The sequence below is a fragment of the Mycobacterium innocens genome, assembly GCF_900566055.1.
GTDB classification, from domain to species: Bacteria; Actinomycetota; Actinomycetes; order Mycobacteriales; family Mycobacteriaceae; genus Mycobacterium; species Mycobacterium innocens.
Window position 1 is genome coordinate 56,181 of sequence record NZ_UPHQ01000056.1, and the last position, 22,704, is coordinate 78,884.

Here is a 22,704-nt window from a genome sequence, read left to right on the forward strand (position 1 = left end):
TCGCCTCACTAGGAAAGACCGATCCACCATGACCAATGCCGTCACAGAAGCCGGCCCGGCGCCGCAGTCCGACCAGCCGCCGGTGCACACCCGCGCCGTCATCATCGGGACCGGATTCTCCGGTCTGGGCATGGCTATCGCGCTGCAGAAGCAGGGCTTCTCCGGCCGAGACTTCATCATCTTGGAGAAGGCCGACGACGTCGGGGGCACCTGGCGCGACAACAGCTATCCCGGCTGTGCCTGCGACATCCCGTCGCACCTGTACTCGTTTTCGTTCGAGCCCAAGCCGGACTGGAGGAACCCGTTCTCCTACCAGCCCGAGATCTGGGACTACCTCAAGGGCGTCACCGAGAAGTACGGGCTGCGCCGCTACATCGAGTTCAATTCTTTGGTCGACCGCGCTTACTGGGACGACGAGGAATACCGCTGGCACGTCTTCACCACCGACGGCCGCGAGTATGTTGCCCAGTTCTTGATCTCGGGAGCCGGAGCGCTGCACATCCCGTCCTTCCCCGACATCGAGGGGCGCCATGAATTCGCCGGCCCCGCTTTCCATTCCGCGGAGTGGGACCACAGCGTCGACCTCACCGGCAAGCGGGTGGCCATCATCGGGACCGGCGCCAGCGCGATCCAGATCGTGCCGGAGATCGTCGACCAGGTCGCCGAACTTCAGCTCTACCAACGCACTCCGCCGTGGGTGGTGCCGCGTTCCAACCCCGAGATCCCGCCGGCGCTACGCCAGGCTATGGAGAACGTTCCCGGGCTGCGTGCGCTGGCGCGCCTGGGTTTGTACTGGGCGCAGGAGGCGCTGGCCTTCGGCATGACCAAGCGTCCGAACGCGCTGAGGTTCATCGAGGCCTACGCCAAATACAACATTCGCCGCTCGGTGAAAGACCGCGAGCTACGCCGCAAGCTGACCCCGCACTATCGCATCGGCTGCAAGCGGATCCTCAACTCCTCCACCTATTACCCGGCCGTCGCGAACCCCAAGACCACGTTGATCACCGACCGCATCACCCGGATCACCCGCGACGGGATCGTCACCGCCGACGGCATTGAGCACCCGGCCGACGTGATCGTGTACGCCACCGGCTTCCACGTCACCGACTCCTACACCTACGTGCAGATCAAGGGCCGCCACGGTGAGGATCTGGTCGACCGGTGGAACCGCGAGGGCATCGGGGCGCATCGCGGAATCACCGTGGCCGAGATGCCCAACCTGTTCTTCCTGCTCGGCCCCAACACCGGGCTGGGGCACAACTCCGTGGTGTTCATGATCGAGTCGCAGATCCACTACGTCGCCGACGCGATCGCCAAGTGCGACAAGTTGGGCGCGCAGGCGCTGGCTCCCACGCGCGCCGCCCAGGATCGTTTCAACGACGAGCTGCAACGCAAGTTGGCCGGCTCGGTCTGGAACAGCGGCGGCTGCAGCAGCTGGTATCTCGACGAGCATGGCAAGAACACCGTGCTCTGGGGCGGCTACACCTGGCAGTATTGGCGGGCCACCCGCTCGGTCAAAACCGACGAATACCAATTCTTCGGGGTCGGTAACGGCTCGGCGGAGAACCGGGAGACTGTCGCCGCGGCGAAATAGCTACTCGGATGGTCGCGGCACCTGGCCATCACGCCGGCACGCCGTGCGACACGCAAACACAACCTTTTGTGTTGCGCCCGCTTGTCGGACCCCAGGGGTAGTGTTTGAGGCCTGAGTAGGGCGGCCGTACTGGGAGGCAACAGTGAAGGTTATCGACCGGGTCTCAGCGATCAACTGGAACCGGCTGCAAGACGAAAAGGACGCCGAGGTCTGGGATCGCCTGACCGGAAACTTCTGGCTGCCCGAGAAGGTGCCGGTGTCCAATGACATCCCTTCTTGGGGCACGCTGACCGCCAATGAGAAGCAGCTCACCATGCGGGTCTTTACCGGTCTGACCATGCTGGACACCATCCAGGGCACCGTGGGTGCGGTCAGCCTGATCCCGGACGCGCTGACCCCCCACGAGGAGGCGGTGCTTACCAACATCGCGTTCATGGAATCGGTACACGCCAAGAGCTACAGCCAGATCTTCTCCACGTTGTGCTCGACCGCCGAGATCGACGACGCCTTCCGCTGGTCGGAGGAAAACCCCAACCTGCAGCGCAAAGCGGAGATCGTGCTGCAGTACTACCGCGGGGACGAACCGCTCAAGCGCAAGGTGGCCTCCACGCTGTTGGAGAGCTTCCTGTTCTACTCGGGCTTCTACTTGCCGATGTACTGGTCGAGCCGAGCCAAGCTGACCAACACCGCCGACATGATCCGGCTGATCATCCGCGACGAGGCCGTCCACGGCTACTACATCGGCTATAAGTTCCAGCGCGGTCTGGCATTGGTCGACGAGGCCAAGCGCACCGAGCTCAAGGACTACACCTATGAGCTGCTGTTCGAGCTCTACGACAACGAGGTCGAATACACCCAGGACCTCTACGACGAGGTCGGGCTGACCGAAGACGTCAAGAAATTCTTGCGCTACAACGCCAACAAGGCGCTGATGAATCTGGGTTACGAGGCGCTGTTCCCGCGTGACGAGACCGACGTGAATCCGGCGATCCTGTCGGCGCTGTCACCCAACGCCGACGAGAACCACGACTTCTTCTCCGGTTCGGGGTCAAGCTACGTGATCGGCAAGGCCGTCGTCACCGAGGACGAGGACTGGGAGTTCTAGCCGGACATGTGCCGGCCGTGAACGGCGGATGAATTGTCGGCACGGCACCACCTGACGGTGGCGCGGTGATACACCTGCCGTGACACTGTTTGGGTGACGAAAACCTCGCGTGCCCATCCCCATTTCCTGCGCTCGGTCATCCGGTGGCTGCAGACCGGCTACCCCAACGGCGTCCCGGGACCCGACCGGGTGCCGTTGCTGGCATTGCTGCGCAGCACGCCGCTGACCGAGGAGCAGGTCAAGGAAGTGGTGCGCGACATTACCGCCGACGGATCGCCGGCCACAGCCGATGGTGTGATCAACCGCGACGAGATCGCCGAATTCATCTCCGGCGTGACGCACCACGACGCCGGGCCGGAGAACATTCAACGGGTAGCCGGCAGGCTCGCCGCTGCGGGCTGGCCGCTGGCCGGCATCGAGGTAAGCCCGGTTATTCCGGAGGATGAGGACGCGCAGGCGGCGGAAGAGGTTGCGTCACAGGCGTGAGATGTCGATGACGAAGCGGTAGCGGACGTCGCTGGCCAGCACGCGCTCGTAGGCTTCGTTGACGTAATCCGGTTCGATGAGTTCGATCTCGGGCGTGACGCCGTGTTCGGCGCAGAAATTCAGCATCTCCTGGGTCTCGGCGATCCCGCCGATGTTCGACCCGGACAGGCTGCGCCGCATCAGCGCCAGCGCAAATGCCGGCACCGGCATGGGGTGTTCGGGGATGCCCAGCTCGACCATGGTGCCGTCGACGTCGAGCAGGTTCAGGTAGTCGCCGAGGTTCAAGTTCGCCGAGACGGTGTTCAGAATCAGGTCGAAGCTGCCGCGCAACCTTCGGAAGGTGTCGGGGTCGGAAGTGGCGTAGTAGTGTCCGGCGCCCAGCCGCAACCCGTCTTCCATCTTCTTCAGGGATTGCGACAGCACCGTCACCTCGGCGCCCATGGCGGCGCCCAGCTTGACGCCCATATGGCCGAGTCCGCCCAAGCCGATGACGGCCAGCCGGGTGTCGCGGCCGGCGTTCCAGTGCCGTAGCGGCGAATACAGCGTGATACCCGCGCACAGCAGCGGCGCTGCTGCGTCCAGCGGCAGCGCATCGGGGATGCGCACCACGAAGTTTTCGTCGACGACGATCGCCTCGCTGTAGCCGCCCTGTGTGGACCGGCCGTCCTTGCCGATCGAGTTGTAGGTGAAGGTTGCCCCGGGTTTGCAATACTGCTCGAGGCCGGCCAGGCAGCTGCTGCACTGGCCGCAGGAGTCGACCATGCAGCCGACGCCGACGCGGTCGCCCACCTGGTATTTGGACACCTCGGAGCCCACCTCGGTCACCACGCCGGCGATCTCATGCCCGGGAACCACCGGGTAATTCGGCTGGCCCCACTCGGCCTTGACGGTGTGGATGTCGGAGTGGCAGATACCGGCGAACTTGATGTCGATCACCACGTCGTGCGGGCCTGGTTCCCGACGGTCGATCGTGGTCTTGGTCAGCGGTTCGGTCGCCGAGAAGGCGGCATATGCGGAAACAGTGCTCATACGACATCCTTATGCGGGTCTAGCAGGGGCTGTAAAAAGCTTAGCTAAGGTAAGGTTTTCGGGCCAGGTGACGGCGATCACGTCCAGTGGATGAGCAGCTTCAGTTGATCGGGGCGTTGATCCAGCGCAGGTCGTCGACGATGCCACGGGCGGCCACCAGGCCCTCGCCCGTCTGCCATATCTCGTCGTTGACGACGAAGACCCGGTTGTCGCGATTGGCGGACAGCTTGCGCCAGGAGTCACTATCGAGGATGGTCCACGCACGTTCGGTGGCCTTCGGCGACGCACACGAGACGTAGACGATGTCGGCGTCGGCAGCGGAGAAGTCCGTCCCCCTGGCCAGGTCGGCATCGGTGGCGCCGATCTCGATGTATGCCTTGTCGGTGAACCGTTGCGCTGCCGGCCGGTCCACTCCGACCGCGCTCAGCACGCTGGCCGGAAAGTTGCGGGCGCCGTATACCCGCATCGTGGTGGCGGTCAGCTGGACAATCGACGCCTGGAAGTGGGTCGCGTCATGCTTGGCCCCGACCTCCCGGGCCCGCTGGGTGAACGCACTGAGCAGCGCCTCCACCGCGGCGCTGCGGGCCGTGGCAGCCCCGACGCCGCGCAGGTTGTCCTCCCAGGCGGCGCCCGGCGCCGCCGTGAACACGGTCGGGGCGATAGCCGCCAGCTGCGGGTACAAGTTCGGCGTCACCGCCACCGAGCCCAAAATCAGGTCCGGCCGGGCCGCGGCGATGGCTCGCAGATCCGGGGAATTGCGGGTACCCACCCCGGGCAGATCGTGCACCGTCTTGCCCAAATAGGACGGCTGGCTCGAGGAGCCGTCCGGCAACGCGGCACCGACCACCCGGGACTGCAGTCCCAGCGCACACAGCGCGTCGAGCTGGTCGCCGGAGAGCACCACGATGCGCTGCGGCTCGGCGGGAACCTGGGCCACGTCCGGGTTCACGCCGGCAGCGCTGTGGGCTTGCCGGGTCGGCGGCCCGGGATCGGCCGCGGCCGCCTCCCGCGCACACGATTCGTCGGGTTTTCGAGCATTTCCCAGCACCCCGGCGCCCGCGATCTGGGTCGTGGGTGTGACCATCGATCGCGTCGCCGTGGTGGGGGGCTGATCGGCGCCGCAACCGGTGCACGTCGCAACCAGCGCCGCCAATGACGCAGCGGCCAGACCGCCTCGCACCCCGCCGATTTGCACGCGTCCGACGTTAACACCCGGCCAGTCGGGAAGGGTCTGCCCAAGCGCCTCCGATGCACCCGGACACCGATTACGACAGTTTGTAGGACCAGGCCTGCCCGCAGCGTGGTGGCGGGCTAAGATTCCTGTCAAAGTGAGGTATTAAGACCCTATCCGCGCCGGGATTCTTGGAGGAGCAGTTGACTGCCGAAGCGCCGCCCTTGGGACAACTCGAGGCCATCCGTCCATATCCGGCTCGCACCGGCCCCAAGGGGAACCTGGTCTACAAGCTGGTCACCACCACCGATCACAAGTTGATCGGCATCATGTACTGCGTCGCGTGCTTCGTCTTCTTCTTCATCGGCGGTCTGCTGGCGCTGCTGATGCGTACCGAGTTGGCGGTGCCCGGTCTGCAGTTCCTGTCCAACGAGCAATTCAACCAGCTGTTCACCATGCACGGCACGATCATGCTGCTGTTCTATGCCACGCCGATCGTGTTCGGCTTCGCCAACCTGGTGCTGCCGCTGCAGATCGGCGCGCCCGACGTGGCATTCCCGCGGCTGAACGCCCTGTCGTTCTGGTTGTTCGTGTTCGGCGCCACGATCGCGATGGCCGGATTCATCACACCCGGCGGGGCGGCCGACTTCGGCTGGACTGCCTACACCCCGTTGAGTGACGCTGTCCACTCACCCGGTGCCGGCGGCGACCTGTGGATCCTGGGCTTGGGGGTAGCCGGTCTGGGCACCATCCTGGGTGCGGTCAACATGATCACCACGGTGGTCTGCATGCGCGCACCGGGGATGACGATGTTTCGGATGCCGATCTTCACCTGGAACATCCTGGTGACGTCCATCTTGGTGCTGATCGTGTTCCCGCTGCTCACCGCGGCGCTGTTCGGGCTGGCCGCCGATCGTCACCTGGGGGCGCACGTCTACGACGCGGCCAACGGCGGAGTCATGTTGTGGCAGCACCTGTTCTGGTTCTTCGGCCACCCCGAGGTGTACATCATCGCGCTGCCGTTCTTCGGGATCGTGACCGAGATCTTCCCGGTGTTTTCCCGCAAGCCGGTCTTCGGCTACACCACACTGGTCTACGCGACGCTGTCGATCGCCGGGTTGTCGGTGGCGGTGTGGGCGCATCACATGTTCGTCACCGGCGCGGTGCTGCTGCCGTTCTTCTCCTTCATGACGTATCTGATCGCGGTGCCTACCGGGATCAAGTTCTTCAACTGGATCGGCACCATGTGGAAGGGGCAGCTGACCTTCGAGACGCCGATGCTGTTCTCCGTCGGCTTCGTGGTCACCTTCCTGGCCGGCGGTCTGACGGGAGTGCTGCTGGCCAGCCCGCCGCTGGACTTCCACGTCAGCGACACCTATTTCGTGGTCGCGCACTTCCACTACGTGCTGTTCGGCACCATCGTGTTCTCCACCTTCGCCGGCATCTACTTCTGGTTCCCGAAGATGACCGGGCGGCTGCTCGACGAGCGGCTGGGCAAGATGCACTTCTGGTTGACGTTCATCGGGTTCCACACCACATTCCTGGTGCAGCACTGGCTCGGTGACATGGGCATGCCGCGCCGTTACGCCGATTACCTGTCCACCGACGGCTTCACCAGCCTGAACGTCGTTTCGACGATCGGGGCTTTCATCCTGGGCGCGTCGATGTTCCCGTTCGTCTGGAACGTCTTCAAGAGCTGGCGGTACGGCGAGGTCGTCACCGTCGACGACCCCTGGGGATATGGCAACTCGCTGGAGTGGGCCACCAGCTGCCCGCCGCCGCGGCACAACTTCACCGAGCTGCCCCGTATCCGCTCGGAGCGTCCGGCGTTCGAGTTGCACTACCCGCACATGGTGGAACGGCTTCGTGCCGAAGCCCATGTCGGACGCGCCCACGGCCCGGAGGACGGCGACGTCACCAGAGCAGACGACGTGAGCGTCCGTACCTGATGCGCGGCACCGGCGACCGCGACGGGTGACCACATCGCCCAAAGTGTCGGTGCTGATCACGGTTACGGGCCACGATCAGCCCGGTGTGACATCTGCGCTCTTCGAGGTACTGGCCAAACACGGTGTTGAGCTGCTCAACGTCGAACAGGTGGTGATCCGCGGCCGGCTCACTCTGGGTGTGCTGGTTTCCTGCGCACCGGAAGTCGCCGACAATACCGCGTTGCGCGGCGACGTCGAAGCCGCCATTCACCGGGTAGGCCTGGATGTGACGGTCGAGCGCAGCGACGACGTGCCGATCATCCGGGAACCGTCGACCCACGTGATCTTCGTGCTCGGCCGCCCGGTTACCGCCGGCGCGTTCGGCGCGGTGGCCCGGGAAGTGGCCGCACTGGGCGTCAACATCGACTTCATCCGCGGCATCTCCGACTATCCGGTCACCGGGCTGGAGTTGCGGGTCTCGGTGCCGCCCGGAGCCTATGGCCCGCTGCAGAGTGCCCTGACGCAGGTGGCCGCCGAAGAGAGTGTTGACGTGGCGGTCGAGGACTACGGGCTGGCCTGGCGCACCAAGCGGCTCATCGTTTTCGACGTCGATTCCACGCTGGTCCAGGGCGAGGCCATCGAGATGCTGGCGGCCCGCGCAGGTGCCGAGGGAGCGGTGGCGGCGATCACCGAGGCCGCCATGCGCGGTGAGTTGGATTTCGCGCAGTCGCTGCACCAGCGGGTGGCCACGTTGGCAGGATTGCCGGCGTCGGTGATCGACGACGTCGGCGCGCAGCTGCAGCTGATGCCCGGTGCGCGGACCACGCTGCGCACGTTGCAGCGGCTGGGTTTTCGCTGTGGCGTGGTCTCCGGCGGCTTCCGGCGGATCATCGAGCCACTGGCCAGGGAGCTGAACCTGGACTTCATGGCGGCCAACGAGCTGGAAATCGTCGACGGGATACTCACCGGCCGGGTGGTCGGCCCCATCGTCGATCGGCCGGGCAAGGCCACGGCACTTCGCGACTTCGCCGAGCAGTTCGGTGTGCCGATGGAGCAGACCGTCGCCGTCGGCGACGGCGCCAACGACATCGACATGCTGGCCGCCGCCGGGCTGGGCATTGCGTTCAACGCCAAGCCGGCGCTGCGGGAGTTCGCCGACGCCTCGTTGAGCCACCCCTACCTCGACACGGTGCTGTTTCTGCTGGGCGTGACCCGCGGTGAGATCGAAGCCGCCGACGCGCTCGACGGTGTGCTGCGCCGCGTCGAGATCCCGCCGGATTAGGTGCTGCCGAGCAGACGCGGAATCGCTCGAAATCAACGATTTCGATACGATTCCGCGTCTGCTCGCCGGGCAGGGCCACCCCATAAGTGAGCGCCTGGCGAGCGACGCGGTCCAACAGATGATAAAGTTTTCAATTGTTAAATTGACAGATATCTGAATTACAGAACTTTTAGTCGAGGCCAGGTGTCGGAGCCGCTATACAAGCTGAAGGCCGAGTTCTTCAAGACGCTGGGACACCCGGCCCGGGTCAGGATTTTGGAACTGCTTTCCGAACGCGACCACACCGTGGCAGAGCTGTTGCTCGAAGTGGGTCTAGAGTCGTCCAACCTGTCTCAGCAGCTGGGCGTGCTGCGCCGGACGGGGGTGGTGACGGCACGCAAGGACGGCAACACGGTCATCTACTCGATCACCTCACCGCTGATCGCTGAACTGATGGCCGTGGCCCGCCGGGTGTTGACCGGAATGCTCAGCGGCCAAGTGGCAATGCTCGAAGACCTGCGAGCAGGCGGCCCGGCGGCGGACCGGCAGTAGGTCCGGGCATGGGTTGGATCGGCAGAATCATGCGACTCGGCCGAGTGGCCGAAAACGCGGGACCGGCGCCTGAGCCGACCGTCGGCCCACCAGCCGGGGTGCGCGGTTCCCTGCAGGTGCGCCATGTCGACGCGGGCTCGTGCAACGGCTGCGAGGTCGAAATCTCCGGGGCATTCGGACCGGTCTATGACGCCGAGCGGTTCGGCGCCCGGTTGGTGGCTTCGCCGCGCCATGCCGATGCGCTGATCGTCACCGGGGTAGTGACGCGGAATATGGCCCAGCCGCTGCGGAACACCCTGGCGGCGACGCCGGCGCCACGCCTGGTCATCGCCTGCGGTGACTGCGCGCTCAACCGCGGTGTGTTCGGCGACGCGTATGGCGTGGTCGGTGCGGTCGGTGAGGTCATCCCGGTCGACGTCGAGATCCCGGGATGTCCACCCTCGCCCGACCAGGTGGTCTCGGCCCTGCGGTCGGTGACGCGCAGGTGACCGCCACTTTCGCGGACGCGCCACCCGAACACTCGGTTACGGTGCACCGCAACACCATAGGTGCCTTCACCGCGGGCGCCGTAACGACCGGCCTCGGCGTGTCGGGAATTGCGTTGGGGCTCACCGGCGTGTTCGGTGCGCTGCCACGAGCACGGTTCGACTGGTTGGTGCCGATGATCGGCGTCGACCTGCATGTGAGCCGGTTGGGCGCATTCTTCATGGCGCTGACCGGTGCGGTAGCCGTCGTCGTCGGCATTTACAGCATCGGATACGCGCGGCGGGAACAGGTGGGCGCCGTCGCGCTCACGACCCTGCCGGTGTTCGTCGGTGCGATGCTGTTCGTTCCGGCCGCGGGTTCGGTGACCACCTTCCTCTTGGCGTGGGAGTTGATGGCGCTCAGTTCACTCGTCCTGCTGGCCACCGATCACCGTCGTAGCGAAGTCCGTTCCGCCGCACAGTATTACGCGGTGATGACCCAACTGGGCTTCGCCGCGATCCTGCTGGCCTTGATGCTGCTGGCGGCAGCGGCCGGGACGGACCGGTTCGCCGATATGGCCGGGATTCCGGACGGTGTGCGCATGGCCGTGTTTGTGCTGACGCTGTTGGGTTTCGGCTCCAAAGCCGGCCTGCTGCCGCTGCATGCCTGGCTGCCGAGAGCGCACCCGGAAGCGCCCACTCCCGCATCGGCATTGATGAGCGCCGCCATGGTCAACCTTGGCATCTACGGTCTGATCCGAGTCGATTTGCAACTCCTGGGGCCAGGCCCGAGGTGGTGGGGCGTGGCCCTGCTGGCGGTCGGTGCTGTCACCGCGTTGTACGGGGTGCTGCAGGCCTCGGTGGCCGCCGATCTCAAACGGCTGCTTGGGTTTTCGACGATCGAAAACATGGGGCTGGTCACCCTTGCGCTCGGCGCGGCCACGCTGTTGTCGGCGGCCGGGGCCGCCGCGGCGGCCGTGATCGCGATGACGGCGGCGCTGTTGCACCTGATCGCCCACGCCGCATTCAAGAGTCTCGGGTTCTTGGCGGCCGGGTCGGTGCTGCTGACAACTGGACTGCGCGACCTCGACGAGCTGGGCGGTCTGGCTCGGAAAATGCCTTACACCACAGTCTTTTTCGGCATCGCCGCGTTGGGTGCCTCGGGGCTGCCGCTGGGCGCCGGGTTCGTCAGTGAATGGCTGCTGGTGCAGTCGCTGATCCACGCACGGCCCGAGCACAACACCCTTGTGGGGCTGGTGACTCCGCTGGGCGTCGGCGCGGTGGCGCTGACCACCGGTTTGGGTGTGGCCGCGATGGTGAAGGCGTTCGGCACCGGATTCTTGGCGCGGCCGCGTTCGGAGGTTGCGGCTCGCGCGCGCGAGGCGGCGCCCAGCATGCTCGTCGGCATGGCAGTCGCCGCGGTCGGCTGTGTGTTGGTTGCCGTGGTGCCGTTCGTCATCGCCGACACCCTGCAGTCGGTGCTCGACACTCTGCCCGCATCCCGGCACGCCGATCTGACCGGCCTGGGTCCGATGCTGCGGTTGCCGGGTATTGACGGCTCGATCGCGCCGGGCCTGCTGGCCGTGGCCCTGGCCGTCGCCGTCCTGATTGTGCTGGCCCTGGCCCGCTGGGGGTCGCGTCACCGCCCGGACTCCGTGAGGTCGCCGTTATGGGCCTGCGGCGCAGACGAACTCAGCTCGCGCATGGAGTACACGGCGACGTCGTTCGCCCAACCACTGCAGCGGGTCTTCGACGACGTGTTGCGGCCCGACACCGGCATCGAGGTGACTCACCTGGAGCACACCCGCTATCACGTGGAAAAGATCGCCTACCGTGCCGAGTTGTCCGATGCCATCGAGGATCACGTCTACGCGCCGGTCTTGCGGACCGTCGCATGGTTGGCGCAAGCCGTCCGGTGCGCGCACAACGGAAGCGTGCACCTCTACCTCGGCTACGGAGCGCTCGGAGTCCTGATCGTCTTGGCGGTTGCGCGATGAATGCTCTTTCCGCGGTTGCCGGCGCAGCGCAGATCGGTGCGGTCATGACCGGCGCACCACTGGTCGTGGGATTGATGCGGCAAGTCCGGGCCCGATCCGAGGGGCGTTGCGGTGCAGGTGTTTTGCAGCCCTGGCGGGATCTGCGCAAGCAGTTGCGCAAGCAGCAGGTCACCCCGGACGGCACCACGCTGGTGTTCGCGGCGGCACCGGTGGTGGTCGCGGCCACCACATTGCTGATAGCTGCGATTGCGCCGCTGGCCGCGACCGGCTCGCCGCTGGACTCGGTCGCTGATCTGTTCGTGGTCGTGGGCCTGTTGTTCCTCGGCACCGTCGCATTGACGTTGGCGGGAATCGACACCGGTACCTCGTTCGGCGGTATGGGCGCCAGCCGGGAGATCACCATCGCGGCCCTGGTGGAACCGACCATTCTGCTTGCCGTCTTCGCGCTGTCCATCCCTGCCGGGTCGGCCAACCTCGGCGCCATCGTCGCGTTTAGCCTCGAGAATCCCGCGGAAGTGGTGTCGCTGGCGGGAATTCTGGCGTTCGTGGCCCTGGTGATCGTCGTCATCGCCGAAACCGGACGCCTGCCGGTGGACAATCCCGCCACCCACCTGGAACTGACCATGGTGCACGAGGCGATGGTGCTCGAATACGCGGGACCAAAGCTTGCGCTGGTGGAGTGGGCCAGCGGCATGCGACTCACCGTGCTGCTGGCCCTGCTGGCCAACCTCTTTTTCCCGTGGGGAATCGCGGGTGACAGGCCGAGCTTGATCGGCGTGGGGATAGGCGTCGCGGCGGTCGGCATCAAGGTCGCCGTGGCCGCGGTCGTCCTGGCCGGCGCGGAGGTCTTCATCGCCAAGCTACGACTATTCCGGGTGCCGGAACTGCTCGCCGGCTCGTTCCTGTTGGCCCTGTTGGCCGTGACATCGGCCAACTTCTTTACGGCCCAGGCGTGACGGCGTGACCGACCTCAACTATGCGGGCCTGCTGGACCTCGCGCCGGGTGGGCTGATACTGACCGCGGTGCTGATCGTATGGCGGCGTGACCTGCGCTCCATCGTGCGGCTGCTGGCGGCCCAGGGCGTCGCCCTGGCAGCGATTCCGATCATCGTCGGCGGCCACTCCCATGACTGGGAGCTGGTCGGGGTCGGAGTCGCGCTGCTCGTGTTGCGCGGGGCGGTGCTGCCGGCGCTGCTGGCCCACGCGCTCGGCGCCGACGATGCGCCGCGCGAGGCGACGCCGCTGATCAACACCACGGCGTCGCTACTGATCGCGGCGGGCCTGACGGTGGTCGCGCTGGCAGTCGCTCGACCGGTGGTGGCACTGGACTCCAGTGCGGCGGTCAGCGCCGCCCCGGCAGGCCTGACGGTGGTGCTGATCGCCTTGTTCGTGATGGTGACCCGACGCCACGCCATCTCGCAGGCCGCGGGATTTCTCATGCTGGACAACGGGATTGCGGCTACGACATTTTTGCTGACCGCCGGGGTGCCGCTGATCGTCGAATTGGGCGCCTCGTTGGATGTGCTGTTCGCGTTGATCGTGCTCGGCGTGTTGACCGGACGACTGCGCCGGATGTTCGGCGGCACCGATCTGGACCGGCTGCAGGGATTGCGAGACTGATGACTGTGGTGATGCTGGTGCCGATACTCGCGCCGCTGATCGCGGCCGTCGTCGCGATGGCCGGCGGTTGGCGCCGGTGGACGGCAACACTGACCGTGTTGTCCGCGGTGGCCGTGCTCGCCTCGGGTGTGGCGCTTGGTGTTCAGACGGCAGCCCGACCGCGTGTCATGCTGGCCGGGATGTTGCGCGTCGATGCGCTGTCGGTGACCATGCTCATCGTCATCGGCGTGGTCGGCACCTTGGCCACCTGGGCAAGCATCGGATACCTCGACTCAGAACTCCAACACGGTCACACCGACCTCCGTGACGCGCGGCGGTACGGTGCGCTGACGCCGGCGTTCCTGTCGGCGATGGCGGTCGCCGTGTGCGCCAACAACATTGGCGTGATCTGGGTTGCGGTGGAAGCCACCACCGTGATCACGGCCTTCCTGGTCGGACACCGTCGTACCCGCACCGCCTTGGAGGCCACCTGGAAGTACGTGATGATCTGCTCGGTCGGTATCGCGGTGGCGTTTCTCGGTACCGTCCTGTTGTATTTCGCCGCCCGGCACGCCGGCGCCGTCGGCGCGACGGCGCTGGATCTCAATGTCTTGACGGCGCACGCCGGCCACCTAGACCCGGCCGTTACCCGGCTGGCCGGCGGGCTGCTGCTGATCGGATATGGCGCCAAAGCCGGGCTAGTTCCGTTTCACGGATGGCTGGCCGACGCGCACAGCCAGGCGCCGGCACCGGTGTCGGCGCTGATGAGTGGAGTGTTGCTCTCGGTGGCCTTTTCGGTGCTGATCCGGCTGCGGCCGATCATCGACGCGGCGGTGGGGCCGGGCTTCCTGCGCTCCGGACTCCTGACGGCCGGCCTGGCGACAGTTCTTATCGCAGCGTTATTGCTCACTGTCACAACGGATCTCAAGCGTATGCTGGCATACTCGTCGATGGAGAACATGGGGCTGATCGCGATCGCGGCGGCCGCGGGCACCAAACTGGCGATCGCGGCTTTGCTGCTGCATGTGCTTGCGCACGGCATCGGCAAGACGGTGCTGTTCTTGGCCGGGGGGCAGTTACAGGCCGCGCACGACTCGACGGTGATCGGCGACATCACTGCGGTGCTGTCGCGGTCCCGGTTGGTCGGGTGGTCGTTCGCCGTCGGCGTCATCGTCTTGCTTGGGTTGCCGCCTTTCGCCATGTTCGCCAGCGAGGTGTCGATCGCTCGATCGCTCGCCAAAGCCGGGCTTTCCTGGGTGCTCGGCGTCGCGCTGGTGTTGATGGTGGTGGCTTTCGCCGCTTTGGCGGGCAACGCGCAGCGGATCCTGCTCGGGGTGCCGAGCGCCGGAGCTCCGCGGATCGCCGTGCCCGCCACGGTGGCGGCCGCACTGGCGACCGGCGTCATGGCATCGGTCGCGCTGGGTGTTACGGCGGGCCCGCTCGCCGGGTTGTTCAATTCGGCCGCCGGCCAGTTCGGGGCGGGTTGATGGAGCGAAACATGGTGCGGCGAAAGGTATCCGGTGACGAACTCACCCGGGCGGTGAGCGAGTTGCTGGCGGCCGGCTATCGTCTGGCCCTGGTGGCCGCGCATGACGACGGCGACATCCTGAGGATCGTCTACCTGCTGCTGGCGGGACAGCCGGACCGCCGCGTGGAGCTAACCTTGACCACCGCCGCGGCAACTCCGTCGGTTCCGTCCCTGGGGCATCTGTCGATCCCCGCTGGTCGCTTCGAGCGGGAGATGATGGACCTGTACGGGGTTGTGCCGCAAGGACATCCGCAACCGCGGCGGCTGGTGCGGCATGGGCATTGGCCCCAGCAGTGGTATCCGATGCGCCGTAACGCCGGTCAGCCGCCGCCGTTTCCGAACGCCGGCCGGTTCCCGTTCCTGACCGTCGACGGGCCGGGCGTCTACGAAATACCGGTCGGGCCGGTGCACGCCGGCCTGATCGAGCCGGGGCATTTCCGGTTCTCCGTCATCGGCGAATCGGTGTTGCGGCTCAAGGCTCGATTGTGGTTCGTGCACCGCGGTATCGAGAAACTCTTCGAGGGACGAACCGCGCTCGGCGCCATGGGCTCGGTCGAACTTGCCGAGCGGATCAGCGGTGACAGCGCGGCTGCCCATTCCCTGGCGTACAGCCTGGCCGTCGAGGAGGCATTGGGATTGACCGCGCCCGAGCCGGTGCACCGGCTGCGGGCCCTGCTGGTCGAGCTGGAACGGCTCTACAATCACGCCACCGATCTGGGTGCGCTGGCCAACGACGTCGGCTTTGCCCTGGCCAACGCCCATGCCCAGCGCGTTCGCGAACGGCTGCTGCGGATCAACCGGCGGGTCACCGGACATCGCCTGCTGCGTGGCGCGATCCGGCCCGGCGGCGTGGTGCTGCAAGAGCTTCCCGAACCTGACGAATTGCGTGCGCTGGCACACGAGGTCGCCGAAATCAGCGACCTGACACTGCGCAACACGGTGGTCTATGACCGGTTTGCCGATACCGCTGTGCTGACGCGTGACGACGCGCATGCCGTCGGTTGTCTCGGGTATGTCGCTCGGGCCAGCGGCATCGTCACCGATTCGCGCCTCGATCACCCGACCACCACACTGCCGGTCACCGCGGTACCCGGCAGCGGCGGTGACGTACTGGCCCGCTACACAATTCGGCGTGACGAATTCGCCGCATCGGTCGCGCTGGCCTGCACGCTGATCGAGGATCACCGCGGCCCCTTAGATTGCGCTGGCGCACTGCCGCCGCTGACGGCGACAGTCGGCAACTCCGGGGTGGGCATCGTCGAAGGCTGGCGCGGCACGGTCGTACACCGGGTGGAAGTCGACGAGGCGGGCCGCATCACCCGATGCAAGATCGTCGACCCTTCGTGGTTCAACTGGCCGGCGTTGCCGGTCGCCATGGCCGACACGATCGTCCCGGACTTTCCGCTTGCCAACAAGAGCTTCAACCTGTCCTATGCGGGCAACGATCTCTAGCTGCCGAGCAGACTGGCCGAGCAGACTGGCCGAGCAGACATAGAATCGCATGAAATCAGCGATTTCGATACGATTCCGCGTCTGCTGACCGGGCGGGGCGACCCGACAGCTACCGCAGGAGGGCGGTGCGGCACGATTGGCGGGTGCCCGAATCCGGCCCACCAACTGACCAGGAGACAGCCGATCCAGACCTGCTGATCGACTTCAGGAATGTCTCGCTGCGCCGCAACGGGCGCACCCTGGTGGGGCCGCTGGATTGGGCTGTCGAACTCGACGAACGCTGGGTGATCATCGGCCCCAACGGGGCCGGCAAGACATCGCTGCTGCGCATCGCCGCGGCAGCCGAGCACCCGTCGACCGGAGTCGCATTCGTGCTCGGTGAACGGCTCGGCCGAGTCGATGTGTCGGAGTTGCGTGCCCGGATCGGGCTGAGCTCGTCGGCCCTGGCACAGCGGGTGCCCATCGACGAAGTGGTGCGCGACCTTGTCGTCTCAGCCGGGTACGCCGTGTTCGGCCGGTGGCGGGAGCGCTACGAGGACCTCGACTACCGGCGTGCCGTCGACATGCTCGAAAGCCTGGGTGCCGAACACCTTGCCGACCGCACCTACGGAACGCTGTCAGAAGGTGAGCGCAAGCGGGTGCTGATCGCCCGTGCGCTGATGACAGATCCGGAACTGCTGCTGCTCGACGAACCCGCCGCGGGTCTGGACCTGGGCGGCCGCGAGGAGTTGGTGGCGCGGCTGGCCGACCTCGCCGCGGACCCGGAGGCGCCCGCGCTGGTGCTGGTCACCCACCACGTGGAGGAAGTCCCGCCCGGGTTCAGCCACTGCCTGTTGCTGGCCGAAGGTCAGGTCGTCGCGGCCGGCCTGCTGCCCGACGTGCTGACCGCCGAAAACCTGTCCACCGCGTTCGGCCAGCAGATCGCCGTGGACCTCGTCGACGGGCGATACTTCGCCCGGCGGGTCCGCACCCGCCCAGCCCATCGGAGGCAGCCATGAACTCACCGTCGGAGCAGGTGCCCCTGGTACCGCGGCCCGCAGCGACCGTGATGCTGGTCCGCGACGCGGAGCCGGGTTCGGGGGTCGGCTTGTCCGTTTTCCTGATGCGGCGGCACTCCGCGATGGATTTCGCGGCCGGGGTGATGGTGTTTCCCGGCGGCGGCGTCGACGACCGGGACCGCAATGCCGACTTGGGCGGGCACGGGGCTTGGGCTGGCCCGCCACCGCTGTGGTGGGCGCAGCGCTTCGGCACCGAACCCCGCCTCGCCGAGGCATTGGTGTGCGCCGCGGCGCGCGAAACTTTCGAGGAATCGGGGGTGCTGTTCGCCGGACCGGCCGACGACCCGAACAGCATCGTGCGTGACGCCTCCGTGTATAGCGAGTACCGCGCCGCCCTGGCCGACCGCACGCTGTCCTTCGCGGACTTCCTGGGCCGCGAAGATCTGGTGCTGCGCTCCGACCTGCTGCGCCCCTGGGCGAACTGGGTCACCCCGGAGGCCGAGCTCACCCGTCGTTACGACACCTATTTCTTCGTCGGAGCGCTACCCGAAGGACAGCGTGCCGACGGTGAGAACACCGAGTCCGACCGGGCCGACTGGACGCTGCCCCAGGAAGCCATCGACGACTTCGCCGCTGGGCGAAACATCCTGCTGCCGCCCACCTGGACCCAACTCGATGCGCTGTCGGGCCGCACGGTCGCCGACGTGCTGGCCGTGGAGCGCACGATTGTGCCGGTGCAACCCAACCTCGCGTTGCAGGGGGACAACTGGGAGATCGAGTTCTTCGACTCCGACCGCTACAACCAGGCGCGGCGCGCCGGCGGATTCACCGCGTGGCCGCTGTGAGGGAGTTCGTCGGCGTCATCGTCAACGAGGGCCTGGCCACGTTGGTCGTGTCGCGTCCGCCGACCAATGCGATGACCCGCCAGGTCTACCGGGAAATCATCGGCGCGGCAGACGATGTGGGCCGCCGCGAGGACGTCGCCGCGGTCATCGTGTTCGGCGGCCATGAGATTTTTTCCGCCGGCGACGACATGCCCGAGCTGCGCACACTGACCGCGGCGGAGGCCGATACCGCCGCACGGGTGCGCCGTGAGGCCATCGACGCCGTGGCGGCGATCCCGAAGCCGACGGTGGCCGCGATCACCGGATACGCGCTGGGCGCCGGTCTGACCCTGGCGCTGGCCGCCGACTGGCGGGTCAGTGGCGACAACGTGAAGTTCGGAGCGACGGAGATCTTGGCCGGACTGATTCCGGGCGGCGGCGGGATGGCGCGCCTGACCCAGGTGACCGGTCCCAGCAGGGCCAAGGAGCTGGTGTTCAGCGGGCGCTTCTTCGACGCCGAGGAGGCCCTGGCGCTGGGGCTGATCGACGACATGGTGGCACCCGACGACGTCTACGACGCCGCCGTCGGGTGGGCACGCCGCTTCGTCGACGGACCGCCGCTGGCGCTGGCCGCCGCCAAGGCCGTCATCAACGACGTCCTCGAACTGGAACCGGCGCTGCGACCCGCCGCCGAACGCCGTCGTTACGTCGAGGTGTTCGCCGAAAGTCGAGGCGGCGGCGGCAAGGGCGACGACGCCGGCCGTTAGGCTTCCCTGTATGACGAGCAGTTCGACCGACGTCGTGCCCAACCCGCACGCCACCGCCGAACAGGTGGAAGCCGCCCGGCATGACAGCAAGCTCGCCCAGGTCCTCTACCACGACTGGGAAGCCGAGAACTACGACGAGAAATGGTCGATCTCCTACGACCAGCGCTGTGTCGACTACGCCCGCGGCCGGTTCGAGGCCATCGTGCCCGAAGAGGTGTTGAGCGAACTGCCGTACGACCGGGCGCTCGAACTGGGCTGCGGCACCGGGTTCTTTCTGCTCAACCTGATTCAGGCGGGGGTCGCCCGGCGCGGGTCGGTCACCGACCTCTCACCCGGCATGGTCAAGGTCGCCGTCCGTAACGGGCGGTCCCTGGGGCTCGAGATCGACGGTCGGGTGGCAGACGCCGAGGGCATCCCGTACGACGACAACACCTTCGACCTGGTGGTCGGACATGCGGTGCTGCACCACATCCCCGATGTGGAGCTGTCGCTGCGCGAAGTGATCCGAGTATTGAAGCCGGGCGGCCGCTTCGTCTTCGCGGGCGAGCCGACCACCGTCGGCAACGGATATGCCCGTGCCCTGTCCACTCTGACCTGGCGCGTCGCGACCAACCTCACCAGGTTGCCCGGGCTGGGCAGCTGGCGACGGCCCCAGGCCGAGCTCGACGAATCCTCACGCGCCGCGGCGCTGGAGGCCGTCGTCGACCTGCACACGTTCACCCCGGCCGACCTCGAGCGGATGGCCAGCGGCGCCGGCGCGGTAGCGGTCCAGACCGTTAGCGAGGAGTTCACCGCCGCGATGTTCGGCTGGCCCGTCCGGACGTTGGAGGCCTCGCTGCCGCCCGGTCGCCTGGGCTGGGGCTGGGCGAAGTTCGCGTTCACCGGCTGGAAGGCGCTGAGCTGGGTGGACGCCAACGTGTGGCGGCATGTGGCGCCGAAGGGCTGGTTCTACAACGTGATGGTCACCGGGGTCAAGCCGTCCTGAGTGTCGGCCTCGCGTTCACTTCTGACGACGTCGGTTACCTGCGCTCGGAGTCGGGTGCTGCCGCGCTGGCCGCGGTCGCCGAGTTCGAGCTGAGCGCCGCCACCCGGGTTGCCGACACCACCGCGGTGCGCGCCCGGTTCGGCGAGCGGGCGCCCATTCTGGTGGAGACCACGCTGTTACGGCGGCGCGCTGCAGACAAACTGGCCGATCTGGGCGACGTCTCGAGTTGGCTGTTCACCGATGAGGCGCTGCAGCAGGCCACGGTCGCGGCGGTGGCGCTGCATCGCGCCCGGCGGCTGGCCGGTCTGGTGGTGCACGACGCGACGTGTTCCGTCGGCACCGAGCTGGCCGCGCTGCGCCGGACGTCGGCACGGGCGGTGGGCAGCGACATCGACCCCGTCAGGTTGGCGATGGCGCGCCACAACCTGGGGCCCGATGCCGACCTGTGCCGTGCCGATGCCCTGCACCCGGTGACCCGGGATGCGGTCGTCGTCGTCGACCCGGCGCGTCGCCGTGGCGGGCGCCGGCGCTTGCGCCCGGCCGACTACCAACCGGCGCTGGGTCTGCTGCTGGCGACCTACCGCCGCCGGGAGCTCGTCGTAAAGTGCGCTCCCGGAATAGATTTCGATCAGCTAAGCCGGCTCGGATTCGAGGGCGAAATCGAAGTGACGGCCTACCGCGGCTCGGTCCGGGAGGCGTGCCTGTGGTCGGGCGGATTGGCTGCGCCGGGCGTGCGGCGTCGGGCCAGCCTCCTTGACAGCGGCGAACAGGTCACCGATACCGAGCCCGACGATTGCGCGGTGCGACCCGCCGGGCGGTGGATCGTCGATCCTGACGGGGCCGTCGTCCGGGCCGGCCTGGTCCGCCACTACGGCGCCCGGCACGGGCTGTGGCAGCTCGACCCCGACATCGCCTACCTGTCTGGTGACCGACTGCCCGCGGGGGTGCGCGGTTTCGAGGTGCTCGAGCAGCTGGCGTTCGACGAGCGCCGGTTGCGTCAGGCACTGTCTGCGCTGGATTGCGGGGCGCTGGAGATCCTGGTCCGCGGCGTACAGGTGGATCCCGATGCGCTGCGGCGACGGCTGCGGTTGCGTGGCAGCCGACCACTGTCGGTGGTCATCACCCGGATCGGTTCGGCGGCTGCCGGCCGTGGGACGGCCTTCGTATGCTGCCCGTCTCGGTAGTGGCCGGGTACGCTGGCGGCGATCACCCTTGGCGGCGCCACTGCCCGAAGGTCTGCGAGGAATATTCGACGATGCGTCATCTGATAGCGGCCGCAGTGCTGGCTGCTGCGGTCCTGTTGGCTTGCCCGGCCGCCGCCGCGCCGCCGTCCTGCGCCAGCCTCGGCGGTTCGGTCGAGGCAGCGCAGATGTGCCACATCCATGCGACAGGCTCCAGCTACACGCTGGACATCACCTACCCCGTCGACTACCCGGACCAGCAGGCACTGACCGACTACATCACGCAGAACCGCGACGGATTCGTGAACGTGGCGCAGGGGTCGCCACGACGCGACCGGCCGTACCAGATGGACGCCACCGCCGAACAACACAGCGCCGGCCAGCCACCACACAACACCCGCAGCGTAGTGCTCAAGTTCTTCCAGGATCTCGGTGGCGCACATCCGTTCACCTGGTACAAGGCCTTCAACTACAACCTCGGGACCAAACAACCCATCACCTTCGACACGCTGTTTGCGCCCGGCACCACGCCGCTGGACGCGATCTTTCCGATCGTGCGACGGGATCTGGAACACCAGACCGGGCTCGGAGTGGTGATACTGCCCTCCAACGGGCTCGATCCGAGCCACTACCAGAACTTCGCCATCACCGACGACGACGTGATTTTCTACTTCGCCCAGGGCGAGCTGCTGCCGTCGTATGCCGGAGCAACTCAAGTCCAGGTGCCGCGCAACGCTATCCCGGCGTTGGCCATCTAAGGCCATCTAAGGCCATCTAAGCCTTACACCGGGCCGGCCAGCGATTCCATCGCTGCCGCGGCGCCGCCCAACGCCAGCTGCGCCACGCACCCGATGATCGGTACGAAGAAGGCCACTGTGCGCCGCGCGAGACGCGACACGGTGACCACCAGGTCGGCGATGAAGATCGCGATGCCGGCCCACAATCCCAACCTGATGGCGCGGTCCACCCAGGCCGGATCACCACAGGGCTGCCCACCGCACGGGTCGGTGCCCATCACGAGCATGCCCAGCACCAGCATCGTCGCCACGAACAACAGGGCGTGTACCGCCAGCAGCAGGATCGCGACCGTGACATCCAGCGCCCGGTGGGCGGGGCTGCGGCGGCTGGACACTGCCGCGTTCGCCGTGGCCGCATCATCGGTAGACATCGACCAAGTATGGCCGCTAAGCCGGCGCGAAGCTGTAGACCTGGCCGTCGCTGGTGGCGGTTACCACGCGGCGGTCATACCCGATCGACACCCCGACCGGATATCCGGTGGCCGCCGGCAGTGGATAGCTGTTGACCGTATGACCGTTGGCCGGATTGAAAATCAGCAACGACAAACCCGGCCCGCCGTCGTGGGGTGGACCGGCAACCACGGTGTAGCCGACCTCGCCCCCGCCCAGGCTGGACGTCGACAACGGCATGACGTCGTCGCGTCGCCAGGCCTGGTTGGCATGGTCGCCGGCGTCGCGGAAGGCCACCAGTTGGGTGTCGGGACCGCCGCCGGACACGATCAGGCCTTCCGGGGTGACCGTGGGCGGAGTCTGCGCCAGAAATCCCAGCGGCACCGACCATTTGACCTTGCCGTCGGCGGCGTGCAGGGCCCACAGGTGTTGGTCGCGGCCGTTGACGTAGACCGTCGCTCCGTCGGCAGACAGCACCGGACTGGCGAGCACCCCGTCTTTGACCGCATCACTGGCCCACTCACGGACCAACTGTTGGTCCCGCAATTTCAGGCCCACCACCCCCGCCCCCGGCCCCCCCGGCTGCCAGACACCAA

The 22,704-nt window shown here is 67.0% G+C and carries 22 protein-coding genes; 18 read left to right on the forward strand and 4 right to left on the reverse strand.

The window, feature by feature from the left end; translation table 11 throughout:
- The first annotated feature begins 28 nt into the window (after positions 1-28).
- The 3 genes from EET03_RS07195 (at position 29) to EET03_RS07205 (ending at position 3,185) form a co-directional block, all read left to right on the forward strand.
- Positions 29-1,594: a flavin-containing monooxygenase gene (locus tag EET03_RS07195; protein ID WP_075542420.1), complete on the forward strand. Its 1,566-nt coding sequence runs from the start codon at positions 29-31 to the stop codon at positions 1,592-1,594.
- 142 nt (positions 1,595-1,736) lie between these two features.
- On the forward strand, positions 1,737-2,699 hold the full coding sequence (gene nrdF, locus EET03_RS07200) for a class 1b ribonucleoside-diphosphate reductase subunit beta (RefSeq protein WP_075542419.1): 963 nt from the start codon (positions 1,737-1,739) through the stop codon (positions 2,697-2,699).
- A 93-nt stretch (positions 2,700-2,792) separates the two neighbouring features.
- Positions 2,793-3,185: a DUF3349 domain-containing protein gene (locus EET03_RS07205; RefSeq protein ID WP_075542418.1), complete on the forward strand. Its 393-nt coding sequence runs from the start codon at positions 2,793-2,795 to the stop codon at positions 3,183-3,185.
- Here EET03_RS07205 and EET03_RS07210 read toward each other — a convergent pair.
- Positions 3,174-4,214, reverse strand: a complete 1,041-nt coding sequence (locus tag EET03_RS07210; RefSeq protein ID WP_075542417.1) for an NAD(P)-dependent alcohol dehydrogenase — start codon at positions 4,212-4,214, stop codon at positions 3,174-3,176. The two genes, EET03_RS07205 and EET03_RS07210, sit on opposite strands and share 12 nt — an antisense overlap.
- Positions 4,215-4,314: 100 nt before the next feature.
- Positions 4,315-5,409, reverse strand: coding sequence for an iron-siderophore ABC transporter substrate-binding protein (locus EET03_RS07215; protein WP_425271503.1), 1,095 nt, complete (start codon positions 5,407-5,409; stop codon positions 4,315-4,317).
- A gap of 179 nt (positions 5,410-5,588) precedes the next feature.
- Here EET03_RS07215 and ctaD point away from each other — a divergent pair, with 179 nt between their 5' ends.
- The 15 genes from ctaD (at position 5,589) to EET03_RS07290 (ending at position 21,679) form a co-directional block, all read left to right on the forward strand.
- The gene (ctaD, locus tag EET03_RS07220) at positions 5,589-7,334 is read left to right on the forward strand and encodes an aa3-type cytochrome oxidase subunit I (RefSeq protein WP_063472973.1); all 1,746 of its coding nucleotides are present in this window, start codon (positions 5,589-5,591) and stop codon (positions 7,332-7,334) included.
- Between the two features lie 25 nt (positions 7,335-7,359).
- Positions 7,360-8,595: a phosphoserine phosphatase SerB gene (gene serB / locus EET03_RS07225; protein ID WP_075542415.1), complete on the forward strand. Its 1,236-nt coding sequence runs from the start codon at positions 7,360-7,362 to the stop codon at positions 8,593-8,595.
- 183 nt (positions 8,596-8,778) lie between these two features.
- Positions 8,779-9,126 carry an ArsR/SmtB family transcription factor gene (locus EET03_RS07230; protein ID WP_036406710.1) on the forward strand — a complete coding sequence of 116 codons (348 nt, stop codon included), beginning with the start codon at positions 8,779-8,781 and terminating at the stop codon, positions 9,124-9,126.
- Positions 9,127-9,134: 8 nt separating this feature from the next.
- A complete protein-coding gene (locus EET03_RS07235) occupies positions 9,135-9,614 on the forward strand; it encodes an NADH-quinone oxidoreductase subunit B family protein (RefSeq protein WP_063472965.1) in 480 nt (159 codons plus the stop codon).
- Complete coding sequence (locus tag EET03_RS07240) at positions 9,611-11,587, forward strand: proton-conducting transporter transmembrane domain-containing protein (RefSeq protein ID WP_075542414.1); 1,977 nt, start codon at positions 9,611-9,613, stop codon at positions 11,585-11,587. Before EET03_RS07235 ends, EET03_RS07240 begins: the two co-directional genes overlap by 4 nt.
- Positions 11,584-12,543 carry a respiratory chain complex I subunit 1 family protein gene (locus EET03_RS07245; protein WP_075542413.1) on the forward strand — a complete coding sequence of 320 codons (960 nt, stop codon included), beginning with the start codon at positions 11,584-11,586 and terminating at the stop codon, positions 12,541-12,543. Before EET03_RS07240 ends, EET03_RS07245 begins: the two co-directional genes overlap by 4 nt.
- Before the next feature lie 4 nt (positions 12,544-12,547).
- A complete protein-coding gene (locus tag EET03_RS07250) occupies positions 12,548-13,207 on the forward strand; it encodes a hypothetical protein (protein WP_075542412.1) in 660 nt (219 codons plus the stop codon).
- Entirely contained in the window at positions 13,207-14,673 is a 1,467-nt protein-coding gene (locus EET03_RS07255) for a proton-conducting transporter transmembrane domain-containing protein (RefSeq protein ID WP_099194038.1), read from the forward strand. Before EET03_RS07250 ends, EET03_RS07255 begins: the two co-directional genes overlap by 1 nt.
- The gene (locus tag EET03_RS07260; RefSeq protein WP_425271504.1) at positions 14,670-16,166 is read left to right on the forward strand and encodes a hydrogenase large subunit; all 1,497 of its coding nucleotides are present in this window, start codon (positions 14,670-14,672) and stop codon (positions 16,164-16,166) included. The genes EET03_RS07255 and EET03_RS07260 overlap by 4 nt, the downstream gene beginning before the upstream one ends.
- Positions 16,167-16,291: 125 nt before the next feature.
- Positions 16,292-17,164, forward strand: coding sequence for an ABC transporter ATP-binding protein (locus EET03_RS07265; protein ID WP_075542409.1), 873 nt, complete (start codon positions 16,292-16,294; stop codon positions 17,162-17,164).
- On the forward strand, positions 17,161-18,009 hold the full coding sequence (locus EET03_RS07270) for an NUDIX hydrolase (protein ID WP_099194039.1): 849 nt from the start codon (positions 17,161-17,163) through the stop codon (positions 18,007-18,009). The genes EET03_RS07265 and EET03_RS07270 overlap by 4 nt, the downstream gene beginning before the upstream one ends.
- A complete protein-coding gene (locus EET03_RS07275; protein ID WP_099194346.1) occupies positions 18,006-18,755 on the forward strand; it encodes an enoyl-CoA hydratase in 750 nt (249 codons plus the stop codon). The genes EET03_RS07270 and EET03_RS07275 overlap by 4 nt, the downstream gene beginning before the upstream one ends.
- Positions 18,756-18,765: 10 nt before the next feature.
- On the forward strand, positions 18,766-19,740 hold the full coding sequence (locus EET03_RS07280; RefSeq protein WP_063472956.1) for a class I SAM-dependent methyltransferase: 975 nt from the start codon (positions 18,766-18,768) through the stop codon (positions 19,738-19,740).
- Positions 19,698-20,924, forward strand: a complete 1,227-nt coding sequence (locus EET03_RS07285) for a class I SAM-dependent methyltransferase (protein ID WP_244232272.1) — start codon at positions 19,698-19,700, stop codon at positions 20,922-20,924. Before EET03_RS07280 ends, EET03_RS07285 begins: the two co-directional genes overlap by 43 nt.
- A gap of 71 nt (positions 20,925-20,995) precedes the next feature.
- A complete protein-coding gene (locus EET03_RS07290) occupies positions 20,996-21,679 on the forward strand; it encodes an esterase (RefSeq protein WP_075542429.1) in 684 nt (227 codons plus the stop codon).
- Positions 21,680-21,702: 23 nt separating this feature from the next.
- Here EET03_RS07290 and EET03_RS07295 read toward each other — a convergent pair whose 3' ends face one another.
- Both EET03_RS07295 and EET03_RS07300 read right to left on the reverse strand, forming a co-directional pair.
- Complete coding sequence (locus EET03_RS07295; RefSeq protein ID WP_075542406.1) at positions 21,703-22,089, reverse strand: hypothetical protein; 387 nt, start codon at positions 22,087-22,089, stop codon at positions 21,703-21,705.
- 16 nt (positions 22,090-22,105) lie between these two features.
- Positions 22,106-22,704, reverse strand: a 599-nt coding sequence (locus EET03_RS07300) for an outer membrane protein assembly factor BamB family protein (RefSeq protein ID WP_136625654.1), incomplete at its 5' end; no start/stop codon positions are given.

Coding starts and splice junctions, on each gene's coding strand:
- EET03_RS07295 (WP_075542406.1), bottom strand. CDS start 22,089: ATGTCTACCGATGATGCGGCCACGGCGAACGCGGCAGTGTCCAGCCGC.
- EET03_RS07255 (WP_099194038.1), top strand. CDS start 13,207: ATGACTGTGGTGATGCTGGTGCCGATACTCGCGCCGCTGATCGCGGCC.
- EET03_RS07195 (WP_075542420.1), top strand. CDS start 29: ATGACCAATGCCGTCACAGAAGCCGGCCCGGCGCCGCAGTCCGACCAG.
- EET03_RS07235 (WP_063472965.1), top strand. CDS start 9,135: ATGGGTTGGATCGGCAGAATCATGCGACTCGGCCGAGTGGCCGAAAAC.
- EET03_RS07280 (WP_063472956.1), top strand. CDS start 18,766: ATGACGAGCAGTTCGACCGACGTCGTGCCCAACCCGCACGCCACCGCC.
- EET03_RS07210 (WP_075542417.1), bottom strand. CDS start 4,214: ATGAGCACTGTTTCCGCATATGCCGCCTTCTCGGCGACCGAACCGCTG.
- EET03_RS07290 (WP_075542429.1), top strand. CDS start 20,996: ATGCGTCATCTGATAGCGGCCGCAGTGCTGGCTGCTGCGGTCCTGTTG.
- EET03_RS07245 (WP_075542413.1), top strand. CDS start 11,584: ATGAATGCTCTTTCCGCGGTTGCCGGCGCAGCGCAGATCGGTGCGGTC.
- EET03_RS07270 (WP_099194039.1), top strand. CDS start 17,161: ATGAACTCACCGTCGGAGCAGGTGCCCCTGGTACCGCGGCCCGCAGCG.